This window comes from Caenimonas soli (genome assembly GCF_013155545.1).
Taxonomy (GTDB): Bacteria; Pseudomonadota; Gammaproteobacteria; order Burkholderiales; family Burkholderiaceae_C; genus Ramlibacter; species Ramlibacter soli.
Window position 1 is genome coordinate 119,927 of the sequence record NZ_JABJVV010000002.1, and the last position, 20,960, is coordinate 140,886.

The window sequence follows — 20,960 nt, forward strand, 5'->3', positions numbered from 1 at the left end:
ACAATGACTTACGACAGCACAGCCCCCTACCCGCGCGACCTGGCCGGCTATGGCCGCAATCCGCCCCATGCGCAGTGGCCCGACAATGCACGCGTGGCGGTGCAGTTCGTCCTGAACTATGAGGAAGGCGGCGAGAACTCGGTGCTGCACGGCGACGCGGGTTCCGAGCAATTCCTCTCGGAGATGTTCAATCCCTCCAGCTTCCCGGCGCGGCACCTGAGCATGGAAGGCATCTACGAATACGGCTCGCGGGCCGGCGTCTGGCGCATCCTGCGCGAGTTCGAGAAGCGCGGCCTGCCCCTCACGGTGTTTGGCGTCAGCATGGCATTGCAACGCCATCCCGAACTGACCGCTGCTTTCAAGGAACTGGGCCATGAGATCGCCTGCCATGGCTGGCGCTGGATCAGCTATCAGAACATCGACGAGGCCACCGAGCGCGAGCATATGCGTATCGGCATGGAGATCATCGAGCAGTTGACCGGCGCGCGGCCGCTGGGCTGGTACACCGGGCGCGACAGCCCCAACACCCGCCGGCTGGTGGCCGACTACGGCGGCTTCGAATACGACAGCGACTATTACGGCGACGATCTTCCGTTCTGGATGAAGGTGAAGAAGAGCGACGGCAACATCGCGCCGCACCTGGTGGTGCCGTACACGCTGGACACCAACGACATGCGCTTCTCGCTGCCACAGGGCTTCGCCCAGGCCGAGGATTTCTTCGTTTACCTGCGCGACAGTTTCGACGCACTCTATGCCGAGGGCGAGCAGTCGCCCAAGATGCTGAGCATCGGCATGCACTGCCGGCTGCTCGGGCGGCCCGGCCGGATCGTGGCGTTGCAGCGTTTCCTGGATCACGTGCAAAAGCACGACCGGGTCTGGATTTGCCGGCGCATCGACATCGCCCGCCACTGGAAGCAGGTCCACCCTTACCGAGACTGATGATGGCTCTTACCCTGGAACAACTCAACGGTGTCTCCCACGAGGAGGCGGCCGAGATACTCGACGGCCTGTACGAGCATTCCCCCTGGATCGCCGAAGCGACCCTGGCGCACCGGCCGTTCAAGTCGCTGCCCCAGATCAAGCACGCGATGGCCCGCGTCGTGGCCGAGGCCGGGCGCGAGGCGCAGCTGGCCCTGATCCGCGCCCACCCGGAGCTGGCCGGCAAGGCCATGGTGAGCAAGACCCTCACCGCCGAATCCACCCAGGAGCAGAGCAAAGCCGGCCTGACCGACTGCACGCCGCAAGAGTTCGAGAAAATCCAGAAGCTCAACGCCGACTACAACGCGAAGTTCGGCTTTCCCTTCATCCTGGCCGTGCGGGGCCCGCGCGGCACCGGGTTGAGCAAAAAGGAGATCATCGAAACTTTCGAGCGCCGCCTGGACAACCCGCCGGACTTCGAGATGGCCGAGTGCCTGCGCAACATCCACCGCATCGTGGAGATGCGGCTGAACGACAAGTTCGGCGTGGAGCCCACGCTGGGCAACCTGGTCTGGGACTGGCAGGAAAAACTGGCCCAGCACAGCGACCCGGGCTATGCCGAGAAGGGCCAGCTCACCGTTACCTACCTTACCGAAGCGCATAGGGCCTGCGCCCAGCGCATCTCGCACTGGATGCGCGATTGCGGCTTTGACGAGGTGGAGATCGACGCCGTGGGCAATGTGGTGGGCCGCTACAAAGCCGCGCGGCCCGGTGCCAAGACGCTGATGACCGGCAGCCACTACGATACCGTGCGCAACGGCGGCAAGTACGACGGCCGCCTGGGCATCTTCACGCCCATGGCCTGCGTGCGCGAACTATCGCGCCAGGGCAAGCGCCTGCCCTACGACTTCGAGGTGATCGGTTTCGCGGAAGAGGAAGGCCAGCGCTACAAGGCCACTTTCCTAGGTTCGGGCGCGCTGATGGGCGGCTTCAACCCGGCCTGGCTCGACCAGAAAGACGCCGACGGCGTCACTATGCGCGAGGCGATGCAGCACGCGGGCCTGTGCATAGACGACATTCCCAAGCTGCGCCGCAATGCGGCCGACTACCTGGGCTTCGTGGAAGTCCACATCGAGCAGGGGCCGGTGCTCAACGAGATGGACCTGCCGCTGGGCATCGTCACCTCCATCAACGGCGGCGTCCGCTATCAGTGCGAGATCATCGGCATGGCCAGCCACGCCGGCACCACACCGATGGATCGCCGCCGCGATGCGGCCTGCGCCGTCGCCGAACTGGCCCTCTTCATCGAGAAGCGCGCAGCCAAGGACGGCGATTCAGTGGGGACCATCGGCATCCTCAACGTGCCCAACGGCTCCATCAACGTCGTCCCCGGCCGCTGCCAGTTCACGCTGGACCTGCGCGCACCCACGGACGCGCAGCGCGACGCGCTGGTGGCCGACGTGCTGGCACAGCTGAAAGCGATTTGCGAGCGCCGCGGTGTGCGCCACACAGTGGAAGAAACCATGCGGGCCGCCGCCGCGCCCAGCGCGCCCGGCTGGCAGCAACGTTGGGAGAAAGCAGTGGACACGCTCGGCGTGCCACTCTTTCGCATGCCCAGCGGCGCGGGCCACGATGCCATGAAGCTGCACGAAGTCATGCCCCAGGCCATGCTGTTCGTGCGCGGCCTGAATTCGGGCATCAGCCACAACCCGCTGGAAAGTACCACCAGCGACGACATGCAGCTGGCCGTCGAAGCCTTCCAGCTGCTCCTCGACAACCTCTCCAACGAAAACTCATGACGGATTACGACAAGCTGGACGCCTGGATCGATGCCCACTTCGACGAGGAGGTGCGCTTCCTGCAGGAGCTGATCCGCGTGCCTACGGACACGCCCCCCGGCAACAACGCACCTCACGCCGAGCGCACGGCCCAGCTGCTGCAAGGTTTCGGCTTCGAGGCCGAGCAGCACCCGGTCCCGCAGGCTGAAGTGCAGGCCTATGGCTTGCAGTCGATCACCAACCTGATCGTTCGCCGGCGCTACGGCGAAGGCCGGACCATCGCCCTGAACGCCCATGGCGACGTGGTGCCACCGGGCGAGGGCTGGACCCGCGATCCCTACGCCGGCGAGATCGTCGACGGCAAGATCTACGGACGCGCCGCCGCCGTCAGCAAGTGCGACTTCGCCACGTTCAGCTTCGCAGTGCGCGCTCTCGAATCGCTGCAAGCCGAACTCAAGGGCGGCGTCGAACTGCACTTTACCTACGACGAGGAGTTCGGCGGGGAAATGGGCCCGGGCTGGCTGCTGCGCAACAAGCTCACCCGGCCCGACCTGATGATCGCGGCCGGCTTCAGCTACGAAGTCGTCACCGCCCACAACGGTTGCCTGCAGATGGAAGTGACGGTGCACGGCAAGATGGCCCACGCGGCCGTTCCCGACACGGGCGTGGATGCGCTGCAAGGCGCGGTGCAGATCCTCAATTCGTTGTATGCGCAGAACCGGCTGTACAAGGAAATCACGTCCAAGGTGCCGGGCATCAACCATCCCTACCTGAACGTCGGGCGCATCGAAGGCGGAACCAACACGAACGTGGTCCCCGGCAAGGTGTCGTTCAAGCTCGATCGCCGCATGATCCCGGAGGAGAACCCGGTGGAAGTGGAAGCCGCCATCCGCCGCGTGATCGCCGACGCCGCCGCCCTGTGCCCGGGCATCACGGTGGAGATCAAGCGGCTGCTGCTGGCCAACTCCATGAAACCGCTGCCCGGCAACAAGCCGCTGGTCGACGCCATCCAGAAACACGGCGAACAGGTGTTCGGCGAACCCATCCCCGCCATGGGCACGCCGCTCTACACCGACGTCCGGCTCTACGTCGAGGCCGGCATTCCCGGCGTGATCTACGGCGCCGGCCCCCGCACGGTGCTGGAGTCGCATGCCAAGCGCGCTGACGAGCGGCTCGACTTGCAAGACCTGCGCAGCGCGACCAAGGTCATCGCGCGCACATTGCGGGACCTGTTGACCTGAAGGATATGGTTTCATCGTTGCAGTAAACGCCAGGAGCATCTCATGAGTACTGCCTTCTCCAGCCCCAGCCGGCGCGACGTCCTCAAAACCCTGGCAACCGGCGCCGCAGCCGTCTCGCTGCCGGCGCTGGCTGCCTGGCCCGACAAGCCGATCAAGATCGTCGTCACCTTTGCCGCGGGCGGGGCCAGTGACATCGTGGCGCGCGTCATGGCCGAGCAGCTCGGCCGCAAGCTCGGCCAGCCTTTCGTCGTGGATAACCGCCCCGGTGCCGGCGGCAGCGTGGGCGGCTTGCTGGTGGCGCAAGCGCCGGCCGACGGCTACACCCTGATGCTGTCGAACTCCACCCCGATCTCGATCGGCCCGTTCGCCCTGGAAAAGCAGCCCTACGACCCGGTCGACGGCTTCACGCACATCGCCCTGATCGGCAGCGCGCCCTGCGTGGTGATGGCCAACCCCAAGAGCGGCATGAAGACGCTGGCCGATCTGGAAGCTACGGCCAAGAAGGCCGGCCGGCTCGATTTCGGCTCCGGCGGGCCGGCCTCGATCGGCCACATCTATGGCGAACTGATGAAGAGCAGCCTGGGCCTGAACATGGTCCATGTGCCCTACCGCGGCGGCGCGCCCATGACCACCGACCTGATCGCCGGCGTGGTGCCGGTCGGCATCGATGTGCTGACGGCTTTCGTGCCGTATTTCAAGAGCGGCCAGATCGTCCCATTGGCCGTGACGTCGGCCAAGCGCTCGCCCCTGGTGCCTGAAGTGCCGAGCGTGGTGGAGGCGGGCTACCGCAAGCTGGTGCTGGACAACTTCTTCGGCCTGTCGGGTCCGCCGAAAATGCCGGCCGACGTGGTGGCGCGGCTCAACGCCGCCTGCAACGAAATCCTGGCGCAGCCCGACGTCGCAAAACGGATGCTCGAACTGGGCATCACCACCTCGCCGGCCAGCCCGGCGGCTTTTACCGGCTTTGTCAAGGAACAGGTGGGCCAGCTGGGCCCGACGGTGAAGGCAGCGGGCGTGCGGCTCTGACGCAGCTTTCAGGCCTTGGGCAGCGTTTCCCACCAGCGAGGGCCGAATCCGCCCTGCAAGAACGCCACGAAGGCCTGCACCTTGCCCGGCACCAGCTTGGGCGACGGAAACACGGCGTGGATTTCCTGTTCGGGCAGCGCATAGTCACGCAGAAGTTCCACCACATGGCCCGATGCCAGCGAATCGCCGGCCACGTAGCGCGGTAGCGCGGCGACACCCAGGCCGCTCCTGGCCGCCGCCAGCACGGCGGAAAGATTGTTGGAGCGCAGCTTGCCCGTCACGGGCACGGTCACCGGCTCGCCCTTGAGCGAGAACAGCCGCCACACATCGTCGCCCTGCACGCTGCTGTAGATCAGCGCGTTGTGGCCGCTCAGGTCCGCCGGCCGCTTGGGCGTGCCCTGCTTTTTCAGGTATTTCGGCGAGGCCACCAGCACCCAGGGATTCATGCCGAGGAAGCGGGCGCCCAGCGTCGAATCCGCCAGCTTGCCCATCCGCACCGCCACGTCCAGGCCTTGCGCCACCAGGTCGGTGTAGCGGTCCTCGAAACTCAGGTCCACCTGCACCTGCGGGTGCTTGGCCATGAAGTCCAGGGCCAGCGGCACGATCACGCGTCTGCCGAACGCGACCGAGGTGCCGATGCGCAGCAGCCCCTGGGCTTGCGACTGGCGCAGCTTGACGATGTTCTCCGCTTCGTCGGCCTCACGCACGATGCTCTTGCACTTCTCGTAGTACAGGGCGCCGGATTCGGTCAGGCTGACGCCGCGGGTATTGCGGTTGAGCAGGCGCACCTTGAGGCGCTCCTCGGTCGCGGCCACCTGCTTGGTGACCGTCGGCTGGGTGGTCGCGAACTCCTTGGCCGCCTTGGAGAAGCTGCCCGTCTCCACCACCCGCACGAACATTTCCATCGCCTGCAACCGATCCATGGTCCGCCTTCAGTTATTCCGCTGTGGAATGAATGTTATGGCCGCGGGCCGCCTTCCGCAATGGCCCCGGAATTCCTACAGTCGTGACTCAAAGACAAGGAGTCGCTATGGCAAGAATGACAGCCGCCCAGGCCGCCGTCTGGGTGATGGAAAAGGAAGGCGTGACGCAGGCCTTCGGCATCCCGGGCGCGGCGATCAACCCGCTGTACTCGGCGCTGCGCAAGCAGGGCACGATTGGCCACATCCTGGCGCGCCACGTCGAGGGCGCCTCGCACATGGCCGAGGGCTACACCCGCGCCGTGGCGGGCAATATCGGTGTGTGCATCGGCACTTCCGGGCCAGCCGGCACCGACATGATCACGGGCCTGTATTCGGCGCAGGCCGACTCCATCCCCATCCTGTGCATCACCGGCCAGGCACCGCGCGCCCGGCTCTACAAGGAAGACTTCCAGGCGGTGGACATCGAGTCGATCTCCAAGCCCGTCACCAAATGGTCGGTCACGGTGCGCGAGCCGGCGCAGGTGCCGGGCACCTTCCAGCAAGCCTTTCACCTGATGCGATCGGGCCGGCCGGGGCCGGTGCTGATCGACCTGCCCTTCGATGTGCAGATGGCCGAGATCGAGTTCGATCCCGACACCTACTCGCCGCTGCCGGTCTACAAGCCGGCTGCCACCCGCGCCCAGATCGAGAAGGCGCTGGACATGCTCGAGCAGGCCGAGCGCCCCTTGATCGTGGCCGGCGGCGGCATCATCAACGCCGACGCGAGCGAGCTGCTGGTGGAGTTCGCCGAGATCACCGGCATCCCGGTGATCCCTACACTGATGGGCTGGGGCGCGATCCCCGACAGCCACCCGCTGATGGCCGGCATGTGCGGCCTGCAGACCAGCCATCGCTACGGCAACGCCACCATGCTGGCCTCGGACTTCGTGCTGGGCATCGGCAACCGCTGGGCCAACCGCCACACCGGATCGGTCGATGTCTACACGCAGGGGCGCAAGTTCGTGCACGTGGACATCGAGCCCACGCAGATCGGCCGCGTTTTCGCGCCCGACTTCGGCATCGTCTCCGACGCCAAGCTCGCGCTCGAGCTGTTCGTCCAGGTGGCACGCGAGCGCGAGCGGCAACGCCGGCTTCCCAGCCGCGCCGACTGGGTCGCGCAATGCCAGGAACGCAAGCGCACCATGCAGCGCAAGACCAACTTCGACTCCGTGCCGATGAAGCCGCAGCGCGTCTACCAGTGCATGAACCGCGCCTTCGATGAGGACACCTGCTACATCAGCACCATCGGCCTGTCGCAGATCGCAGGCGCCCAGTTCCTGCATGTCTACAAGCCGCGCCACTGGATCAACTGCGGCCAGGCCGGTCCGCTCGGCTGGACCGTGCCGGCCGCCCTGGGTGTGCGCGCGGCCGACCCGTCGCGCAAGATCGTGGCCCTGTCCGGGGACTACGACTTCCAGTTCATGATCGAGGAGCTGGCCGTGGGCGCGCAATTCAAGCTGCCCTATATCCACATGGTGGTGAACAACTCCTATCTGGGCCTCATCCGCCAGTCGCAGCGCGGCTTCGAGATGGACTACTGCGTGCAGCTCGGCTTCGACAACATCAACATGCCCGACGACGGCCAGCCCGAGCGGGCCTACGGTGTGGATCACGTCAAGGTGGTCGAGGGCCTGGGCTGCAAGGCGATCCGCGTGCACCGGCAGGAAGAACTGCGCCCCGCCATTGTGCAGGCCGAGGCCTGGATGAAGGAATTCCAGGTGCCGGTCGTGATCGAGGTGATCCTGGAGCGCGTCACCAACATCTCCATGGGCACCGAGATCGACAAGATCAACGAGTTCGAGGAACTCGCAACGTCGCGCGCCGACGCGCCCACCGCCATCGCCGCCATGCTCGACTGAAGGAAAACTAATGCCCCAATTCGCCGCCAACCTGACCATGCTCTTCACCGAGCTGCCTTTCATGGAGCGTTTCGCCGCCGCCCGAGCCGTGGGCTTCGACGCCGTGGAGTACCTGTTCCCCTATGCCTATCCCAAGGAGGAACTGGCCGCCGCCTTGCGCGCCAACGGCTTGAAGCAGGTGCTGCACAACCTGCCCGCCGGTCACTGGGAGTCGGGCGAGCGCGGCATCGCCTGCCACCCCGACCGCGTCACCGAATTCCGCGAGGGCGTGGCGCTCGCCATCGGTTACGCAAAGGCGCTGGGTTGCCCACAGCTCAACTGCCTGGCAGGCAGGGTGCCGGAAGGCGTGGCGCGAGAACATGCGCACGCCACGCTGATCGGCAATCTCCAGTTTGCCGCCGCCGCGCTGAAGGAAGCGGGCATCCGGCTGCTGATCGAGCCGATCAACAGCTACGACATCCCCGGCTTCTTTCTCACCCGCACCGACCAGGCGCTGGCCATCGTGGAGGAAGTCGGCTCGGACAACCTGTTCGTGCAGTACGACATCTACCATGCCCAGCGCATGGAAGGCGAGCTCGGCGCCACGCTGCGCAATCATCTCGACCGGATCGGCCATATCCAGCTGGCGGATAACCCGGGGCGCGGCGAGCCGGGCACTGGCGAGATCAATTACGCCTGGCTGTTCAAGCACATAGACGCGCTGGGTTATCGCGGCTCCATCGGCTGCGAGTACAAGCCGCGCACGACCACCACCCAAGGCCTGGGCTGGATCCAGGCCCTGGTGCACTAACTCAAAGACTCAAGGACCACTGAATGACCAAATCGGGACTCAAACTCGGATTCATCGGCCTCGGCATCATGGGCGCGCCGATGGCGGGCCATCTGCTCAAAGCCGGCCACACGATGTTCATCTACACGCACGGCAAGACACCGGCCGAACTCACCGACGGCGGCGCCACGGTGTGCACCACCGCCCGGGGTGTCGCGGAGCGCGCCGACATCGTCTTCATCATGGTGCCCGATACCCCTGATGTGCAGGAAGTGCTTTTCGGCGAGTACGGCGTGGCTTCTGGGCTCGCCAAAGGAAAGACGGTGGTCGACTGCAGCTCGATCGATCCCATCGCCACCCGCGGCTTCGCCAAGCAGATCGAGGCGCTGGGCTGCGACTACCTCGACGCCCCGGTCTCCGGCGGCGAAGTGGGCGCCAAGGCCGCGAGCCTGACCATCATGGTGGGCGGCCAGCCGGCAGCCTTCGAGCGCATCCGGCCGCTGTTCGAGCTGATGGGAAAGAACATCACCCTGGTCGGCGCCGCGGGCGACGGCCAGGTCTGCAAGGTAGCCAACCAGATCATCGTGGCGCTGAACATCGCGGCGGTGGCAGAGGCCCTGGTCTTTGCGTCCAAGGCCGGGGCCGATCCGGCCAAGGTGCGCCAGGCGCTGATGGGCGGCTTCGCGAGCTCGAAGATCCTGGAGGTGCATGGCGAGCGCATGATCAAGCGCACGTTCAATCCGGGTTTCCGGATCGCGCTGCATCAGAAGGATCTGAACCTGGCGCTGCAGGGCGCGCGCTCACTGGGCGTGGCGCTGCCGCAAACCGCCAATGCGGCGCAGCTCATGCAGTCCTGCGTGGCGCTCGGCCACGGCCAGGCCGATCATTCCGCGCTGGTGCGGGCGCTGGAGAACATGGCGCAGCACACGGTGTCGCCGGAAGTCAGGTGATCGGCGCCGGGTTGAAGAGCACCAGGGAGTTGTGCAGTTTCCAGTGCTCGGCCCAGGTCTTCTTGCGGCCGCTGGCGACATCGAGCATCAACCTGAACATCTCCCAGCCCACTTCCTCGATGGTGGCCGAACCGTCGGCGATGGTGCCGGCGTTGATGTCCATCAGGTCATGCCAGCGGCGCGCCAGGTCGCTGCGCGTGGCCACCTTGATCACGGGCACTTCGGCCAGGCCGTAAGGCGTGCCGCGTCCCGTCGTGAACACGTGCAGGTTCATGCCGGCGGCCAGTTGCAGCGTGCCGCAGATGAAGTCGCTGGCGGGCGTCGCGGCATAGGTCAAACCCTTTTGCCTGAGCTTTTCGCCGGGCGCGAGCACGCCGGAGATCGGGGACGAGCCCGACTTCACGATCGAGCCCATGGCCTTCTCGACGATGTTGGACAGGCCGCCCTTCTTGTTGCCGGGCGTTGTGTTGGCGCTGCGGTCGGCGCTTCCGCGCTGGAGGTAGGCGTCGTACCAGGCCATTTCGCGGATCATCGCCTCGGCCACCTCCGGTGTGGTCGCGCGCGATGTGAGCTGGTCGATGCCGTCGCGCACCTCCGTCACTTCGGAGAACATCACGCTGGCGCCGGCGCGCACCAGCAGGTCGGTGCAGAAGCCCACGGCCGGGTTGGCGGTGACGCCTGAGAACGCGTCGCTGCCCCCGCACTGCACGCCGACCACCAGCTCGCTGGCGGGCACCGTCTCGCGCTGCCGCGCGTTCAGTCGCTCCAGATGCTCCTCGGCCTGCCGCATGATCGAATCGACCATGGACATGAAGCCGACATGCGCATCGTCCTGCAGGCACACCACATCGAGCTTGCTCTCGGCAGTGACGCCGACGTCGGCCACATTGCGCTCATCGACCAGCGGGATGGTGCCCGGAGGCATCAACCGTTCGGGCTGCAACTTCTCGCAGCCCAGGCTCACCAGCATCACTTCGCCGCCGAAGTTGGGGTTCAGGCTGATGTTGCGCAGCGTGCGGATCGGAATGATGGCATCGGGGGCGTCGATCGCGACGCCGCAACCATAGCCGTGCTCCAGCGCCACCACGTCATCGACGTTGGGGAATTTGGGCAGCAGTTCCGCCTTGATGCGGCGGACCGCGAAATCGGTGACGCCGGCCACGCACTGCACGGTCTGGGTGATGGCCAGGATGTTGCGCGTGCCCACCGAGCCGTCCGGATTGCGAAAGCCCTCGAAGGTGTAGCCCTCCAACGGGGGCAAGGGCTCGGGCTTGACGGTGGCGATCGGCAGGTTGGCCAGTTCACGCGCGTCGGGCATCTGCAGCAGCCGCTCGTGCACCCAGCTCCCGGCGGGAATGTCCTTGAGCGCGTTGCCGATAGTGACGTTGTAGCGCCGCACGGGGCTGCCGGCCGGCAGGTCCACGAGCGCCACCTTGTGGCCTTGCGGCACATGTTCGCGCAGCACCAGCCCCGACGGAAAGGTGGCGCCGGAAGGCAGCCCGCCGTCGTTGGCGACGATCGCCACGTTATCGGCAGCATGCATGGTGATGTACAGCGGGGCTGATTGGGAAGTGGCTGTCATATTTGGCTTAGTTGTCGTACAACGTTGTGCTTAGGATTATGTCGGTTTACGCCAAATAACAAAATACCTTTTAAAATCAACGGCATTAGTGAGATTGCGTATGGCCATTTTTTTATTTAGGTTGTACGATGACTTACCTTAATCGAGTAATGACCATGTCTTCGACCCCCCAAGAGCTCAAGAAAATCATTTCCTACGGCCTGCTGTCCTTTCCCCTGACCGACTTCGACAAGGAACTGCGGTTCGCGCCCAAGCCTTATGCCGAACGCCTCGAGTGGCTGATGCCCTACGGCGCGACGGCACTGTTCGCCGCAGGCGGCACGGGTGAGTTCTTCTCGCTGGAGCCGCAGGAATACAGCGACGTGGTGCGCACCGCGGTCGAAACTTGCCGCGGCCGCATGCCCATCATCGCCGGCGCCGGCGGCGGCACCACGCTTGCCATCAAGTACGCGCAGGAGGCCGAGCGCCTGGGCGCGCAGGGTGTGCTGCTGCTGCCGCACTACCTCACCGAAGCCACCCAGGACGGCCTGGTCGCCCACGTCGAGGCCGTCTGCAAGAGCGTGAAGTTCGGCGTCATCGTCTACAACCGCGGCGCCTGCCGCCTGACGCCGGCATCGCTGCTGAAGCTGGCCGACCGCTGCCCCAACCTGATCGGTTTCAAGGACGGCATCGGCGACATCGAATCGTTCGTCGCCATCCGCCGCCAGCTCGGCGACCGCTTCGCCTACCTGGGCGGCCTGCCCACGGCCGAGGTGTTCGCCGGCGCCTACCAGGCGATGGGCTGCCCGGTCTATTCGTCGGCCGTCTTCAACTTCGTCCCGCGCACGGCCATGGAGTTCTACAACGCCCACCACGCCCGCGACACCGCCACCACCAACCGGCTGCTCGACGAATTCTTCCTGCCCCTGATCGCCTTGCGCAACCAGGGACAGGGCTACGCCGTGAGCCTGGTCAAGGCCGGCGCCACCCTCGTCGGCCACACGGCCGGCCCGGTGCGCCCGCCGCTGTCCGAACTGAAGCCCGCAGAAGTTGACCAGCTCGGCCAACTGATTTCCAAACTCGGCGCGCAGTAAGCGCATCAACCCCTGGAGACTGACTCATGAAAAAAGTAATGACTGCCGTCCTGTTCGGCCTGGCCACACTGATGGCCAACGCCCAAGCTTGGCCGACCGGCAAGGCCGTGACGCTCGTGGTGCCGTTCCCGCCGGGGGGCTCCACCGACCTGATCGCGCGCACGCTCGCCGGCAAGATGCCCGAGAAATTGGGCGGCGCCACGGTGATCGTGGACAACAAGGCCGGCGCCACCGGCACCATCGGCGCCACCCAGGTGGCGCGCGCGCAGCCCGATGGCTACACCCTGCTCGTGTCCTCGCTCGGCCCGTTCGTGATCGCCCCGCACCTCATCAAGGTGCCCTACGACGCCCTGAAGGACCTGGAGCCGCTGTCCATCGCCGTCCAGGCTCCCAATGTGCTCGTGGTGCCCGCCGCCTCGCCGCACAAGACGCTGGCCGACGTGATCGCGTACGAGAAGGCCAACCCCGGCAAGATGACCTTCGCGTCATCGGGCAACGGCAGCAGCGACCACCTCACGGCCGAACTGTTCTGGCTGCAGACCGGCACCACTGGCATCCACGTACCGTACAAGGGCGGCGGCCCGGTGATGACCGACCTGCTCGGCAACCAGGTGGATTCGTCGTTCATGAACATCAACACCGCGATGCCGCAGATCCTCGGGGGCAAGCTGCGGGCCCTGGCGATCACGAGCGAGAAGCGTTCGCCGCTCCTGCCCAACGTGCCCACGCTGGAGGAAAGCGGCATCAAGGACGCCAACGTGTACTCGTGGCAGGCCATCGCCGCGCCCAAGGGCTTGCCCGCGGACGTGAAGCGCAAGCTCCACGCGGCCATCGTCGCCTCGCTCAACGACCCGGCTGTCAAGCCCAAGCTGCTGGAACTCGGCTTCGAGATCGTGGCCAACACGCCTGAACAGTTCGCGGCGTACCAGGCGTCGGAGTACGCGCGCTGGGGCAAGCTGATCACCAGCCGGAACATCAAGGCGGACTGAGCGTGAAGGCCGCACTCGGTTTCATCGCGCCCCTCGCGCTGCTGGCCTGCGCGGCGGTCAATGCGCAGACCGCGCCCTTCCCGGCCCGGCCCGTCACCATCGTCGTGCCGTTCCCGCCCGGGGGCGGCACCGACACCGGGGCGCGGATCGTCGCGCAGAAGCTGAGCGTGAAGTGGGGCCAGCCGGTCCTCGTCGAAAACCGCGGCGGCGCGGCCGGACAGGTGGGCGCCGACTACGTGGCCAAGGCCAAGCCGGACGGCTACACGCTGCTGGTGGGCAACATCGGCACGCAATCGATCAACCCTGCGCTGTACAAAAAACTGCCGTACGACCCTGATACGGCGTTCGCACCGATCTCGCTGCTGGCGGAGCTGCCGCTGGCGATGATGATCAATCCGCAAGTGGCCGCCAAGACGCCGCAGGAGTTCATCGCGCTGGCCAAGAGCCGGCCGGGCAAGCTGAGCTACAGCAGCTCGGGTGCCGGCGGCGCGCCGCACCTGGCGGCGGAAATGTTCAAGGAAGCGACCGGCACCTACATCCTGCACGTGCCCTATCGCGGCGGCGGCCCGGCCGTCAGCGACCTGCTCGCGGGCCATGTGCAGCTGTCGTTCATGACGGTGCTCGAAGCCAGCGGCCATATCAAGGCCGGCAAGCTGCGGGCGCTGGCGGTGACCAGCGGCAAGCGCGTGGGCGCCCTGCCCGAGGTCCCGACGCTGGGCGAAACCGTGCTGCCGGGCTTCAACTCGATCTCCTGGATCGGTTTGCTGGCGCCCGGGACAACGCCGCGCGAGGTCGTCGAGAAGCTCTCGGCCGACGTGCGCGAGGTCCTGGCCGAAGGCGATGTGAAGGGCAGGCTGACGGATCTGGGCGCCGTCCCGGCCGGCAGCACGCCGGCGCAGTTCGCGCAGATGATCGACAGCGATCGCAAGCGCTACGCCCGCATCATCCACGAGCGCGGCATCACCCTGGACTAAAAGAGAACCGCCTTGAAACAACGGCTGCTCAACGCCGGGCGCATCCCGCCCGCACTCGAGGCCCGGCTGGCCGAGGCCTACCAGCTCGCCACGCTGCCCGGCGACTGCGACCGGGCCGCCTTCCTCGCCGCCCATGGCGCTGAGTTCACGGCCCTGGTGACCTCGGCTGCGGTCGGCACCGATGAAGCCCTGATCGCGGCGCTGCCCAATCTGCGGGTGATCTCCAACTTCGGGGTGGGCCTGGACCGGGTCGACGTCGCCGCCGCGCAGCGCCGGGGAATTGCCGTCGGCTACACGCCGGATGTGCTCAACGAGTGCGTCGCCGACGCCGCCATCGGACTGATGCTCGACGTCGCACGCGGCTTCTCCGCGGCCGACCGCTTCGTGCGAAGTGGTGAATGGCTCAAGCGCCAGTTCCCCCTGATGCACAAGGTGAGCGGCGCCCGGCTGGGCATGGTCGGCATGGGCCGCATCGGACGGGCCATCGCGGATCGGGCCGCTGGATTCAGGATGGACCTGCGCTATCACTCGCGCCGCCCGGTGGGCGATGTCTCGTGGCAGCACGAGCCCTCGCTGATCGAGCTCGCGAAGTGGGCCGACTTTCTCATCGTGATCACGGCGGGCGGCCCGCAGACCCGCCATCTGATCAACGCATCCGTCCTGGACGCTCTGGGTCCAGAAGGCTTCCTGGTGAACGTGGCGCGCGGGTCGGTGATCGACGAAGCCGCGCTGGTGCAGGCGCTTGTGGAAAAGCGCATCACCGGCGCCGGCCTGGACGTCTTCGACGACGAGCCCCATGTACCGCAGCAACTGATGGCGCTGGACAACGTCGTGCTGCTGCCGCACATTGCCAGTTGCACGCGCGAAACGAGACAAGCCATGGCCGACCGCGTCTTCGACAACCTGCAATCATTTTTTACCGAGGGCCGGCTGGTTTCGGCCGCGCCCTCACCCTAGCATTCAGGACATTCCCATGACACATTCGACACCCAAGGTCGTGGAGCTGCGAGTCATTCCCGTGGCCGGGCGCGACAGCATGCTGCTGAACCTCAGCGGCGCGCACGGACCCTTCTTCACCCGCAACCTGCTGATCCTCACGGACAGCGCCGGCCACACCGGCGTCGGCGAGGTGCCCGGCGGCGAGAAGATCCGCCAGACGCTGGAAGATGCGCGCCCGCTCGTGGTGGGTCAGCCCATCGGCTCGCACCAGCGAATCCTGCAGGAGATGCAGCGCAGCTTTGCCGATCGTGACAGCGGCGGCCGCGGCCTCCAGACCTTCGACCTGCGCACCACCATCCACGCAGTCACGGCCGTCGAATCGGCCTTGCTGGACCTGCTGGGCCAGCACCTGGAAGTGCCCGTCGCCGCCTTGCTCGGCGAAGGCCAGCAACGCGACGCCGTCGAGATGCTGGGCTACCTGTTCTTCGTCGGGGACAAGTCGAAAACCGACCTGCCCTACGCCAGCGAGCCGAGCGCCGACAACGCTTGGTCCCGCCTGCGCCACGAAAAGGCGATGACGCCGGAGGCGGTGGTGCGGCTGGCGGAAGCCGCCTATGAGCGCTACGGCTTCAACGACTTCAAGCTCAAGGGCGGTGCCTTGCGCGCCGGTGAAGAGATCGAAGCCGTCAAGGCATTGCACGAACGCTTCCCGAAGGCCCGCGTGACGCTGGACCCCAACGGCGGCTGGCTGCTCAAGGACGCGATCCGCCTGATGCGCGACATGCGCGGCGTGGTCGCGTACGCGGAAGACCCTTGCGGCGCCGAAGACGGCTTCTCCGGCCGCGAGGTGATGGCGGAATTCCGCCGCGCCACGGGCTTGCCGACCGCCACCAACATGGTCGCCACCGATTGGCGGCAACTCACGCACGCGCTGTCGCTGCAATCGGTGGACATTCCCCTGGCCGACCCGCATTTCTGGACCATGGCCGGCTCGGTGCGCGTGGCGCAGACCTGCCGTGACTGGGGCCTGACTTGGGGCTCGCATTCCAACAACCACTTCGACGTCTCGCTGGCGATGTTCACGCATGTCGCAGCCGCCGCTCCCGGCCGGGTCACCGCGATCGACACGCATTGGATCTGGCAGGACGGCCAGCGCCTCACGCGCGACCCGCTGCGTATCCAGGGTGGATTGGTCCAGGTCCCGAAGAAGCCGGGCCTGGGCGTCGAGCTCGACATGGCCGAGGTTGAAAAGGCCCATCAGCTCTACCAGCAGCACGGCCTGGGCGCCCGCGACGACGCCATGGCCATGCAGTACCTCATCCCGGGATGGAAGTTCGATCCCAAACGCCCCGCCCTCGATCGTTAGGAGCTTCCCATGAGAGAGAACCGCCTGCGCACGCTTTGGAAGTCCGGCGGCGCCGCCGTGAACGGGTGGCTGGCCATCCCCAACAGCTTTGCCAGCGAAACGATGGCCCACCAGGATTGGGATTCGTTGACCGTGGACATGCAACACGGCGTGGTCGACTACCAGGCGATGGTCACGATGCTGCAGGCCATCTCCACCACGGACACGGTCCCGGTGGTGCGCGTTCCCTGGCTCGAGCCGGGCATCCTGATGAAGACGCTGGATGCAGGGGCCTATGCGGTGATCTGCCCCATGGTCAACACCCGCGAAGATGCGCAGAAACTGGTGGCCTGGACCAGTTATGCGCCGCGCGGCACGCGCAGCTTCGGCCCGGTGCGTGCGCTGCTGTACGGCGGCGCCGACTACCCCCAGCACGCGAACGACACGATCGTGCGGTTCGCGATGATCGAAACGGCCCAGGCGCTGGACAACCTCGACGAAATCCTTTCGGTGGAGGGACTGGATGCGGTCTACATCGGCCCGTCCGACCTGTCCCTGTCCCTGGGCTGCACGCCGACGATGGATGACCTCGAGCCCAAGGCCGCGCAGGCTGTGGACCACATCCTGGCGCGGGCCAAGGCGCACAAGGTGGTGGCGGGAATTCACAACATGAGCGCGGAGTCGGCGTTGGCCCGCATCGCCAAGGGCTTCCAGTACGTGACCGTCAGCTCGGACGCGCGGCTGATCGCGGCGGGTGCGCAGCAAGTGATGGCCAAGATGCGCGCCGGCAAGACGACGCCGCCCGCGTCGGGTTATTGAGTTTCAAGAAAGGAATTTGCAATGAAGATCGGATTCATCGGCCTGGGGATCATGGGCGCCCCCATGGCCGGGCACCTGCTGGCTGCCGGCCACGAGATGTTCGTGCGCACGCGCAGCCAAATACCCGAGGCGCTGCGCGCGGCGACGCCTTGCGCCACCAGCGCGGAGGTGGCGCGGGCTGCCGACGTGGTGTTCCTGATGCTGCCGGACACACCCGACGTGGAGTTGGTGCTGTTCGGCAAGGATGGCGTGGCCGCCGGCTTGTCGAAAGGAAAGACCGTGGTCGACTGCAGCTCGATCGACCCGATCGCCACCCGCGGTTTCGCGCAAAAGATCGAGGCCTTGGGCTGCGACTATCTCGACGCGCCGGTTTCCGGCGGCGAAGTGGGCGCCAAGGCCGCAAGCCTGACCATCATGGTGGGCGGCCAGCCGGCTGCCTTCGAGCGCATCCGGCCGCTGTTCGAGCTGATGGGAAAGAACATCACCCTGGTCGGCGCCGCGGGCGACGGCCAGGTCTGCAAGGTAGCCAACCAGATCATCGTGGCGCTGAACATCGCGGCGGTGGCAGAGGCCCTGGTGTTTGCCTCCAAGGCCGGGGCCGATCCGGCCAAGGTGCGCCAGGCGCTGATGGGCGGCTTCGCGAGCTCGAAGATCCTGGAGGTGCATGGCGAGCGCATGATCAAGCGCACGTTCAATCCGGGTTTCCGGATCGCGCTGCATCAGAAGGATCTGAACCTGGCGCTGCAGGGCGCGCGCTCACTGGGCGTGGCGCTGCCGCAAACCGCCAGTGCGGCGCAGCTCATGCAGTCCTGCGTGGCGCTCGGCCACGGCCAGGCCGATCATTCCGCGCTGGTGCGGGCGCTGGAGAACATGGCGCAGCACACGGTCATGCCAGATACCTGAGGTTTCCTGCGGTCCGCGTGTTTTCACGCACACGGGCGGCTGCGGATGGGGTAGCGTCGGAGGTCTGGCAAGACCCGAAGGAGACTAGCGATGGCTGCAGAACTATCCCAGGCCGAGCAGGCGCTGCGGGAGGCAGCGCGCGAATACCACCGCCTGCCCACGCGCGGCAAGATTTCGGTCACCCCGACCAAGCCGCTGTCGAACCAGCGCGACCTGTCACTGGCGTATTCGCCGGGCGTGGCCTATCCCTGCCTGGACATCCAGGCCGACCCGTCGCTCGCCGCCGAATACACCTCGCGCGGCAACCTGGTGGGCGTGATCACCAACGGGACGGCGGTGCTGGGGCTGGGCAATATCGGACCTTTGGCCGGCAAGCCGGTCATGGAGGGCAAGGGCTGCCTGTTCAAGAAGTTCGCGGGCATCGACGTGTTCGACATCGAGCTGGCCGAAACAGACCCGGACAAGCTGGTCGACATCGTCGCCGCGCTCGAGCCCACGCTGGGCGGCATCAACCTGGAGGACATCAAGGCGCCCGAGTGCTTCTACATCGAAAAGAAGCTGCGCGAGCGCATGAGCATCCCCGTGTTCCACGACGACCAGCATGGCACGGCCATCATCTCGGCCGCGGCGTTGCTCAACGGCCTGGAGCTGGTGGGCAAGAACATTGCCGAGGTGAAGATCGCGGTTTCGGGCGCAGGCGCGGCCGCCATCGCCTGCCTCGACGTGATGGTCGGCCTGGGCGTGAAGCGCCACAACATCTGGGCTTGTGATTCCAAGGGACTGATCTACGAAGGCCGGCCCGGCGGCTACGACGAGTCCAAAGCCCGCTATGCCCAGAATACGGATGCGCAGGGCGCGCACAACCTGGCCGATGCGGTGAAGGATGCGGACGTATTCCTCGGGTGCTCGGCGGCGGGCGTGCTGACCCAGGAAATGGTCAAGAGCATGGGCTCCAAGCCCATCATCCTGGCGCTGGCCAACCCTGAACCGGAGATTCGGCCGGAACTGGCCAAGGCCGTGCGGCCGGATTGCATCATTGCGACCGGGCGCTCCGACTATCCGAACCAGGTCAACAACGTCCTGTGCTTCCCCTACATCTTCCGGGGCGCGCTCGACTGCGGCGCCACCAAGATCACCGAAGCCATGAAGCTGGCCTGCGTGCGCCAGATCGCCGACCTGGCCAAGGCCGACATCAGCGAGGAAGTGGCGAATGCCTATGCCGGCAAGGAGTTGGCTTTTGGCCCGGACTACCTGATCCCCACGCCTTTCGATTCGCGGCTGATCCTGCGCATTGCGCCCGCGGTGGCACGGGCGGCGGCCGAATCCGGCGTCGCCACCCGGCCGATCACCGATTTCGATGCCTATCGCCAGGCGCTGACGCGCTTCGTCTACCAGACCGGCATGATCATGCGGCCCGTGTTCGAGGCCGCGAAAGCCGCGCAAGCCAAACGGGTGGTTTTTGCCGAGGGCGAGGACGAGCGCGCGCTGCGCGCCGCCCAGCTGGCGCTCGAAGACGGGCTGGCCCAGCCCATCCTGATCGGCCGCCCGGCGGTGATCGAGGCCCGTATCGCCAGGGCCGGCCTGCGGCTGAAGCTGGGCAAGGACGTGGAATGCGTCAACCCGGAAAGCGACACGCGCTTTCGCCAGTACTGGGAGGCCTACCACCACCGGATGGGGCGTGAAGGCATCACGCCTGAGGCCGCCAAGGCGGCCGTGCGCCGGTCCAACACCCTCATCGGCGCTTTGGCTGTGCAGCTGGGTGATGCCGACGCCATGCTGTGCGGGCTGGTCGGCCGTTTCGACCAGCACCTGGAGCATGTACGCAACGTCATCGGCAAAGCCAAGGGTGCGCCGGGCCTGGCCACACTGAACGCGCTGATGTTGCCGGACCGGACGCTGTTCATCGCCGACACTTACGTCAACGAGGATCCGGATGCCGAATTGCTGGCGAGCATCGCGTTGATGGCGGCTGAGGAAGTGCGGCGCTTCGGCCTGCCGCCCAAGGTGGCATTCCTGTCGCACAGCAACTATGGCTCGTCCAGCCGCGCGTCCGCGCGCAAGATGCGGCTGGCGCGCGACATCTTCGCGCGGATGGCGCCCGAGGTGGAGTGCGATGGCGAACTGCAGGGCGACTCGGCCTTGTCGGAAACCGTGCGGCGCGGCAGCCTGATGGAAACGACTTTGACCGGCGAGGCCAACCTGCTGATCTGCCCGAACCTCGACTCGGCCAATATTCTCTTCAACGTGCTGAAGATGACCGGCGGCCACGGCATCACCGTCGGCCCCATCCTGCTGGGCGCCGCCAGGCCGGTCCACGTGCTCACACCATCATCGACGGTGCGGCGGGTCGTCAACATGACCGCGCTGGCGGCGGCCGGTGTGGCTTACTCGTAAGCCTTGATGCGCTCGCCAAACGAAAGAAGGCACCCGGCGCGAGCCGGATGCCTGAAATGCTTGCCTTTGAAGGCGTCTTAGCGGACGCGACCGCGGCGGAACAGATTGACGATCGCCAACAGGATGATGGCGCCGATCAACGACACGACCACGGAGCCGATGCTGAAGCCCTCATTGATGGTGCCCGTGCCCAGCAGCGGGGAGATCAGCCAGCCACCGATGAACGCGCCAACGATACCGACAATCACGTTCAACAGGATGCCCTGCTGACCGTCGGTCTTCATGATCAGGCTAGCAAGCCAGCCTACGATACCACCTACGATTAACCAGAGTATGAAACTCATCTGAGACTCCTTTGCCGCGAACGGCGTGTTGTTGCTAGCGGGCCAGCCCTCTCGGTTCCGACCACCCGCCGCCAAGAAACGAACGGCCGGTGAAC

Annotated in this window: 18 protein-coding genes; 15 read left to right on the forward strand and 3 right to left on the reverse strand. The window is 66.2% G+C overall.

Features of this window, described 5'->3' with window-relative positions; translation table 11 throughout:
- The first annotated feature begins 3 nt into the window (after nt 1–3).
- Genes puuE through HNE04_RS03970 form a run of 4 tightly spaced genes read left to right on the forward strand, consistent with a single transcriptional unit; the run spans nt 4 to nt 4,963 of the window.
- A complete protein-coding gene (puuE, locus tag HNE04_RS03955) occupies nt 4–939 on the forward strand; it encodes an allantoinase PuuE (RefSeq protein ID WP_172216959.1) in 936 nt (311 codons plus the stop codon).
- A 2-nt stretch (nt 940–941) separates the two neighbouring features.
- The gene (uraD, locus tag HNE04_RS03960; RefSeq protein ID WP_172217374.1) at nt 942–2,717 is read left to right on the forward strand and encodes a 2-oxo-4-hydroxy-4-carboxy-5-ureidoimidazoline decarboxylase; all 1,776 of its coding nucleotides are present in this window, start codon (nt 942–944) and stop codon (nt 2,715–2,717) included.
- Nucleotides 2,714–3,937, forward strand: a complete 1,224-nt coding sequence (locus tag HNE04_RS03965) for a M20 family metallopeptidase (RefSeq protein WP_172216961.1) — start codon at nt 2,714–2,716, stop codon at nt 3,935–3,937. Before uraD ends, HNE04_RS03965 begins: the two co-directional genes overlap by 4 nt.
- Nucleotides 3,938–3,979: 42 nt before the next feature.
- On the forward strand, nt 3,980–4,963 hold the full coding sequence (locus HNE04_RS03970; RefSeq protein WP_172216963.1) for a Bug family tripartite tricarboxylate transporter substrate binding protein: 984 nt from the start codon (nt 3,980–3,982) through the stop codon (nt 4,961–4,963).
- 8 nt (nt 4,964–4,971) lie between these two features.
- On the opposite strand, the gene HNE04_RS03975 is transcribed toward HNE04_RS03970, so the two are convergent.
- On the reverse strand, nt 4,972–5,886 hold the full coding sequence (locus HNE04_RS03975) for a LysR family transcriptional regulator (protein ID WP_172216965.1): 915 nt from the start codon (nt 5,884–5,886) through the stop codon (nt 4,972–4,974).
- Between the two features lie 107 nt (nt 5,887–5,993).
- On the opposite strand from HNE04_RS03975, the gene gcl reads away from it, so the two are divergent.
- Genes gcl through HNE04_RS03990 form a run of 3 tightly spaced genes read left to right on the forward strand, consistent with a single transcriptional unit; the run spans nt 5,994 to nt 9,503 of the window.
- Nucleotides 5,994–7,784: a glyoxylate carboligase gene (gene gcl / locus HNE04_RS03980; RefSeq protein WP_172216967.1), complete on the forward strand. Its 1,791-nt coding sequence runs from the start codon at nt 5,994–5,996 to the stop codon at nt 7,782–7,784.
- Between the two features lie 10 nt (nt 7,785–7,794).
- Nucleotides 7,795–8,574: a hydroxypyruvate isomerase gene (hyi, locus tag HNE04_RS03985; RefSeq protein WP_172216969.1), complete on the forward strand. Its 780-nt coding sequence runs from the start codon at nt 7,795–7,797 to the stop codon at nt 8,572–8,574.
- A 23-nt stretch (nt 8,575–8,597) separates the two neighbouring features.
- A complete protein-coding gene (locus tag HNE04_RS03990) occupies nt 8,598–9,503 on the forward strand; it encodes a 2-hydroxy-3-oxopropionate reductase (RefSeq protein WP_172216971.1) in 906 nt (301 codons plus the stop codon).
- Here the strand turns inward: HNE04_RS03990 and garD are convergent.
- The gene (gene garD, locus HNE04_RS03995; protein WP_172216973.1) at nt 9,496–11,085 is read right to left on the reverse strand and encodes a galactarate dehydratase; all 1,590 of its coding nucleotides are present in this window, start codon (nt 11,083–11,085) and stop codon (nt 9,496–9,498) included. The two genes, HNE04_RS03990 and garD, sit on opposite strands and share 8 nt — an antisense overlap.
- Before the next feature lie 155 nt (nt 11,086–11,240).
- Between garD and kdgD the strand changes: the two genes are divergently transcribed.
- The 8 genes from kdgD to HNE04_RS04035 all read left to right on the forward strand — a co-directional run bounded on the left by kdgD (nt 11,241) and on the right by HNE04_RS04035 (nt 20,521).
- Nucleotides 11,241–12,158: a 5-dehydro-4-deoxyglucarate dehydratase gene (kdgD, locus tag HNE04_RS04000; RefSeq protein ID WP_172216975.1), complete on the forward strand. Its 918-nt coding sequence runs from the start codon at nt 11,241–11,243 to the stop codon at nt 12,156–12,158.
- 26 nt (nt 12,159–12,184) lie between these two features.
- Nucleotides 12,185–13,147, forward strand: a complete 963-nt coding sequence (locus HNE04_RS04005; protein ID WP_172216977.1) for a Bug family tripartite tricarboxylate transporter substrate binding protein — start codon at nt 12,185–12,187, stop codon at nt 13,145–13,147.
- Between the two features lie 2 nt (nt 13,148–13,149).
- Nucleotides 13,150–14,121: a Bug family tripartite tricarboxylate transporter substrate binding protein gene (locus HNE04_RS04010; protein ID WP_172216979.1), complete on the forward strand. Its 972-nt coding sequence runs from the start codon at nt 13,150–13,152 to the stop codon at nt 14,119–14,121.
- Between the two features lie 12 nt (nt 14,122–14,133).
- Entirely contained in the window at nt 14,134–15,078 is a 945-nt protein-coding gene (locus tag HNE04_RS04015; protein ID WP_172216981.1) for a 2-hydroxyacid dehydrogenase, read from the forward strand.
- 16 nt (nt 15,079–15,094) lie between these two features.
- On the forward strand, nt 15,095–16,426 hold the full coding sequence (gudD, locus tag HNE04_RS04020; RefSeq protein WP_172216983.1) for a glucarate dehydratase: 1,332 nt from the start codon (nt 15,095–15,097) through the stop codon (nt 16,424–16,426).
- A 9-nt stretch (nt 16,427–16,435) separates the two neighbouring features.
- On the forward strand, nt 16,436–17,224 hold the full coding sequence (locus HNE04_RS04025) for an HpcH/HpaI aldolase family protein (protein WP_172216985.1): 789 nt from the start codon (nt 16,436–16,438) through the stop codon (nt 17,222–17,224).
- 21 nt (nt 17,225–17,245) lie between these two features.
- The gene (locus HNE04_RS04030; RefSeq protein WP_172216986.1) at nt 17,246–18,127 is read left to right on the forward strand and encodes a 2-hydroxy-3-oxopropionate reductase; all 882 of its coding nucleotides are present in this window, start codon (nt 17,246–17,248) and stop codon (nt 18,125–18,127) included.
- 90 nt (nt 18,128–18,217) lie between these two features.
- Complete coding sequence (locus HNE04_RS04035) at nt 18,218–20,521, forward strand: NADP-dependent malic enzyme (protein ID WP_172216988.1); 2,304 nt, start codon at nt 18,218–18,220, stop codon at nt 20,519–20,521.
- A 77-nt stretch (nt 20,522–20,598) separates the two neighbouring features.
- Here the strand turns inward: HNE04_RS04035 and HNE04_RS04040 are convergent, their stop codons facing one another.
- Nucleotides 20,599–20,865 (reverse strand): GlsB/YeaQ/YmgE family stress response membrane protein, encoded by a 267-nt coding sequence (locus HNE04_RS04040; RefSeq protein ID WP_172216990.1) that lies wholly within the window; start codon nt 20,863–20,865, stop codon nt 20,599–20,601.
- Nucleotides 20,866–20,960 lie beyond the last annotated feature (95 nt).

Excerpts from the sequence above, each read along its gene's own strand:
- puuE (WP_172216959.1), top strand. The coding sequence starts at position 4 with ATGACTTACGACAGCACAGCCCCCTACCCGCGCGACCTGGCCGGCTAT.
- uraD (WP_172217374.1), top strand. The coding sequence starts at position 942 with ATGGCTCTTACCCTGGAACAACTCAACGGTGTCTCCCACGAGGAGGCG.
- HNE04_RS03965 (WP_172216961.1), top strand. The coding sequence starts at position 2,714 with ATGACGGATTACGACAAGCTGGACGCCTGGATCGATGCCCACTTCGAC.
- HNE04_RS03970 (WP_172216963.1), top strand. The coding sequence starts at position 3,980 with ATGAGTACTGCCTTCTCCAGCCCCAGCCGGCGCGACGTCCTCAAAACC.
- HNE04_RS03975 (WP_172216965.1), bottom strand. The coding sequence starts at position 5,886 with ATGGATCGGTTGCAGGCGATGGAAATGTTCGTGCGGGTGGTGGAGACG.
- gcl (WP_172216967.1), top strand. The coding sequence starts at position 5,994 with ATGGCAAGAATGACAGCCGCCCAGGCCGCCGTCTGGGTGATGGAAAAG.
- hyi (WP_172216969.1), top strand. The coding sequence starts at position 7,795 with ATGCCCCAATTCGCCGCCAACCTGACCATGCTCTTCACCGAGCTGCCT.
- HNE04_RS03990 (WP_172216971.1), top strand. The coding sequence starts at position 8,598 with ATGACCAAATCGGGACTCAAACTCGGATTCATCGGCCTCGGCATCATG.
- garD (WP_172216973.1), bottom strand. The coding sequence starts at position 11,085 with ATGACAGCCACTTCCCAATCAGCCCCGCTGTACATCACCATGCATGCT.
- kdgD (WP_172216975.1), top strand. The coding sequence starts at position 11,241 with ATGTCTTCGACCCCCCAAGAGCTCAAGAAAATCATTTCCTACGGCCTG.
- HNE04_RS04005 (WP_172216977.1), top strand. The coding sequence starts at position 12,185 with ATGAAAAAAGTAATGACTGCCGTCCTGTTCGGCCTGGCCACACTGATG.
- gudD (WP_172216983.1), top strand. The coding sequence starts at position 15,095 with ATGACACATTCGACACCCAAGGTCGTGGAGCTGCGAGTCATTCCCGTG.
- HNE04_RS04025 (WP_172216985.1), top strand. The coding sequence starts at position 16,436 with ATGAGAGAGAACCGCCTGCGCACGCTTTGGAAGTCCGGCGGCGCCGCC.
- HNE04_RS04030 (WP_172216986.1), top strand. The coding sequence starts at position 17,246 with ATGAAGATCGGATTCATCGGCCTGGGGATCATGGGCGCCCCCATGGCC.
- HNE04_RS04035 (WP_172216988.1), top strand. The coding sequence starts at position 18,218 with ATGGCTGCAGAACTATCCCAGGCCGAGCAGGCGCTGCGGGAGGCAGCG.
- HNE04_RS04040 (WP_172216990.1), bottom strand. The coding sequence starts at position 20,865 with ATGAGTTTCATACTCTGGTTAATCGTAGGTGGTATCGTAGGCTGGCTT.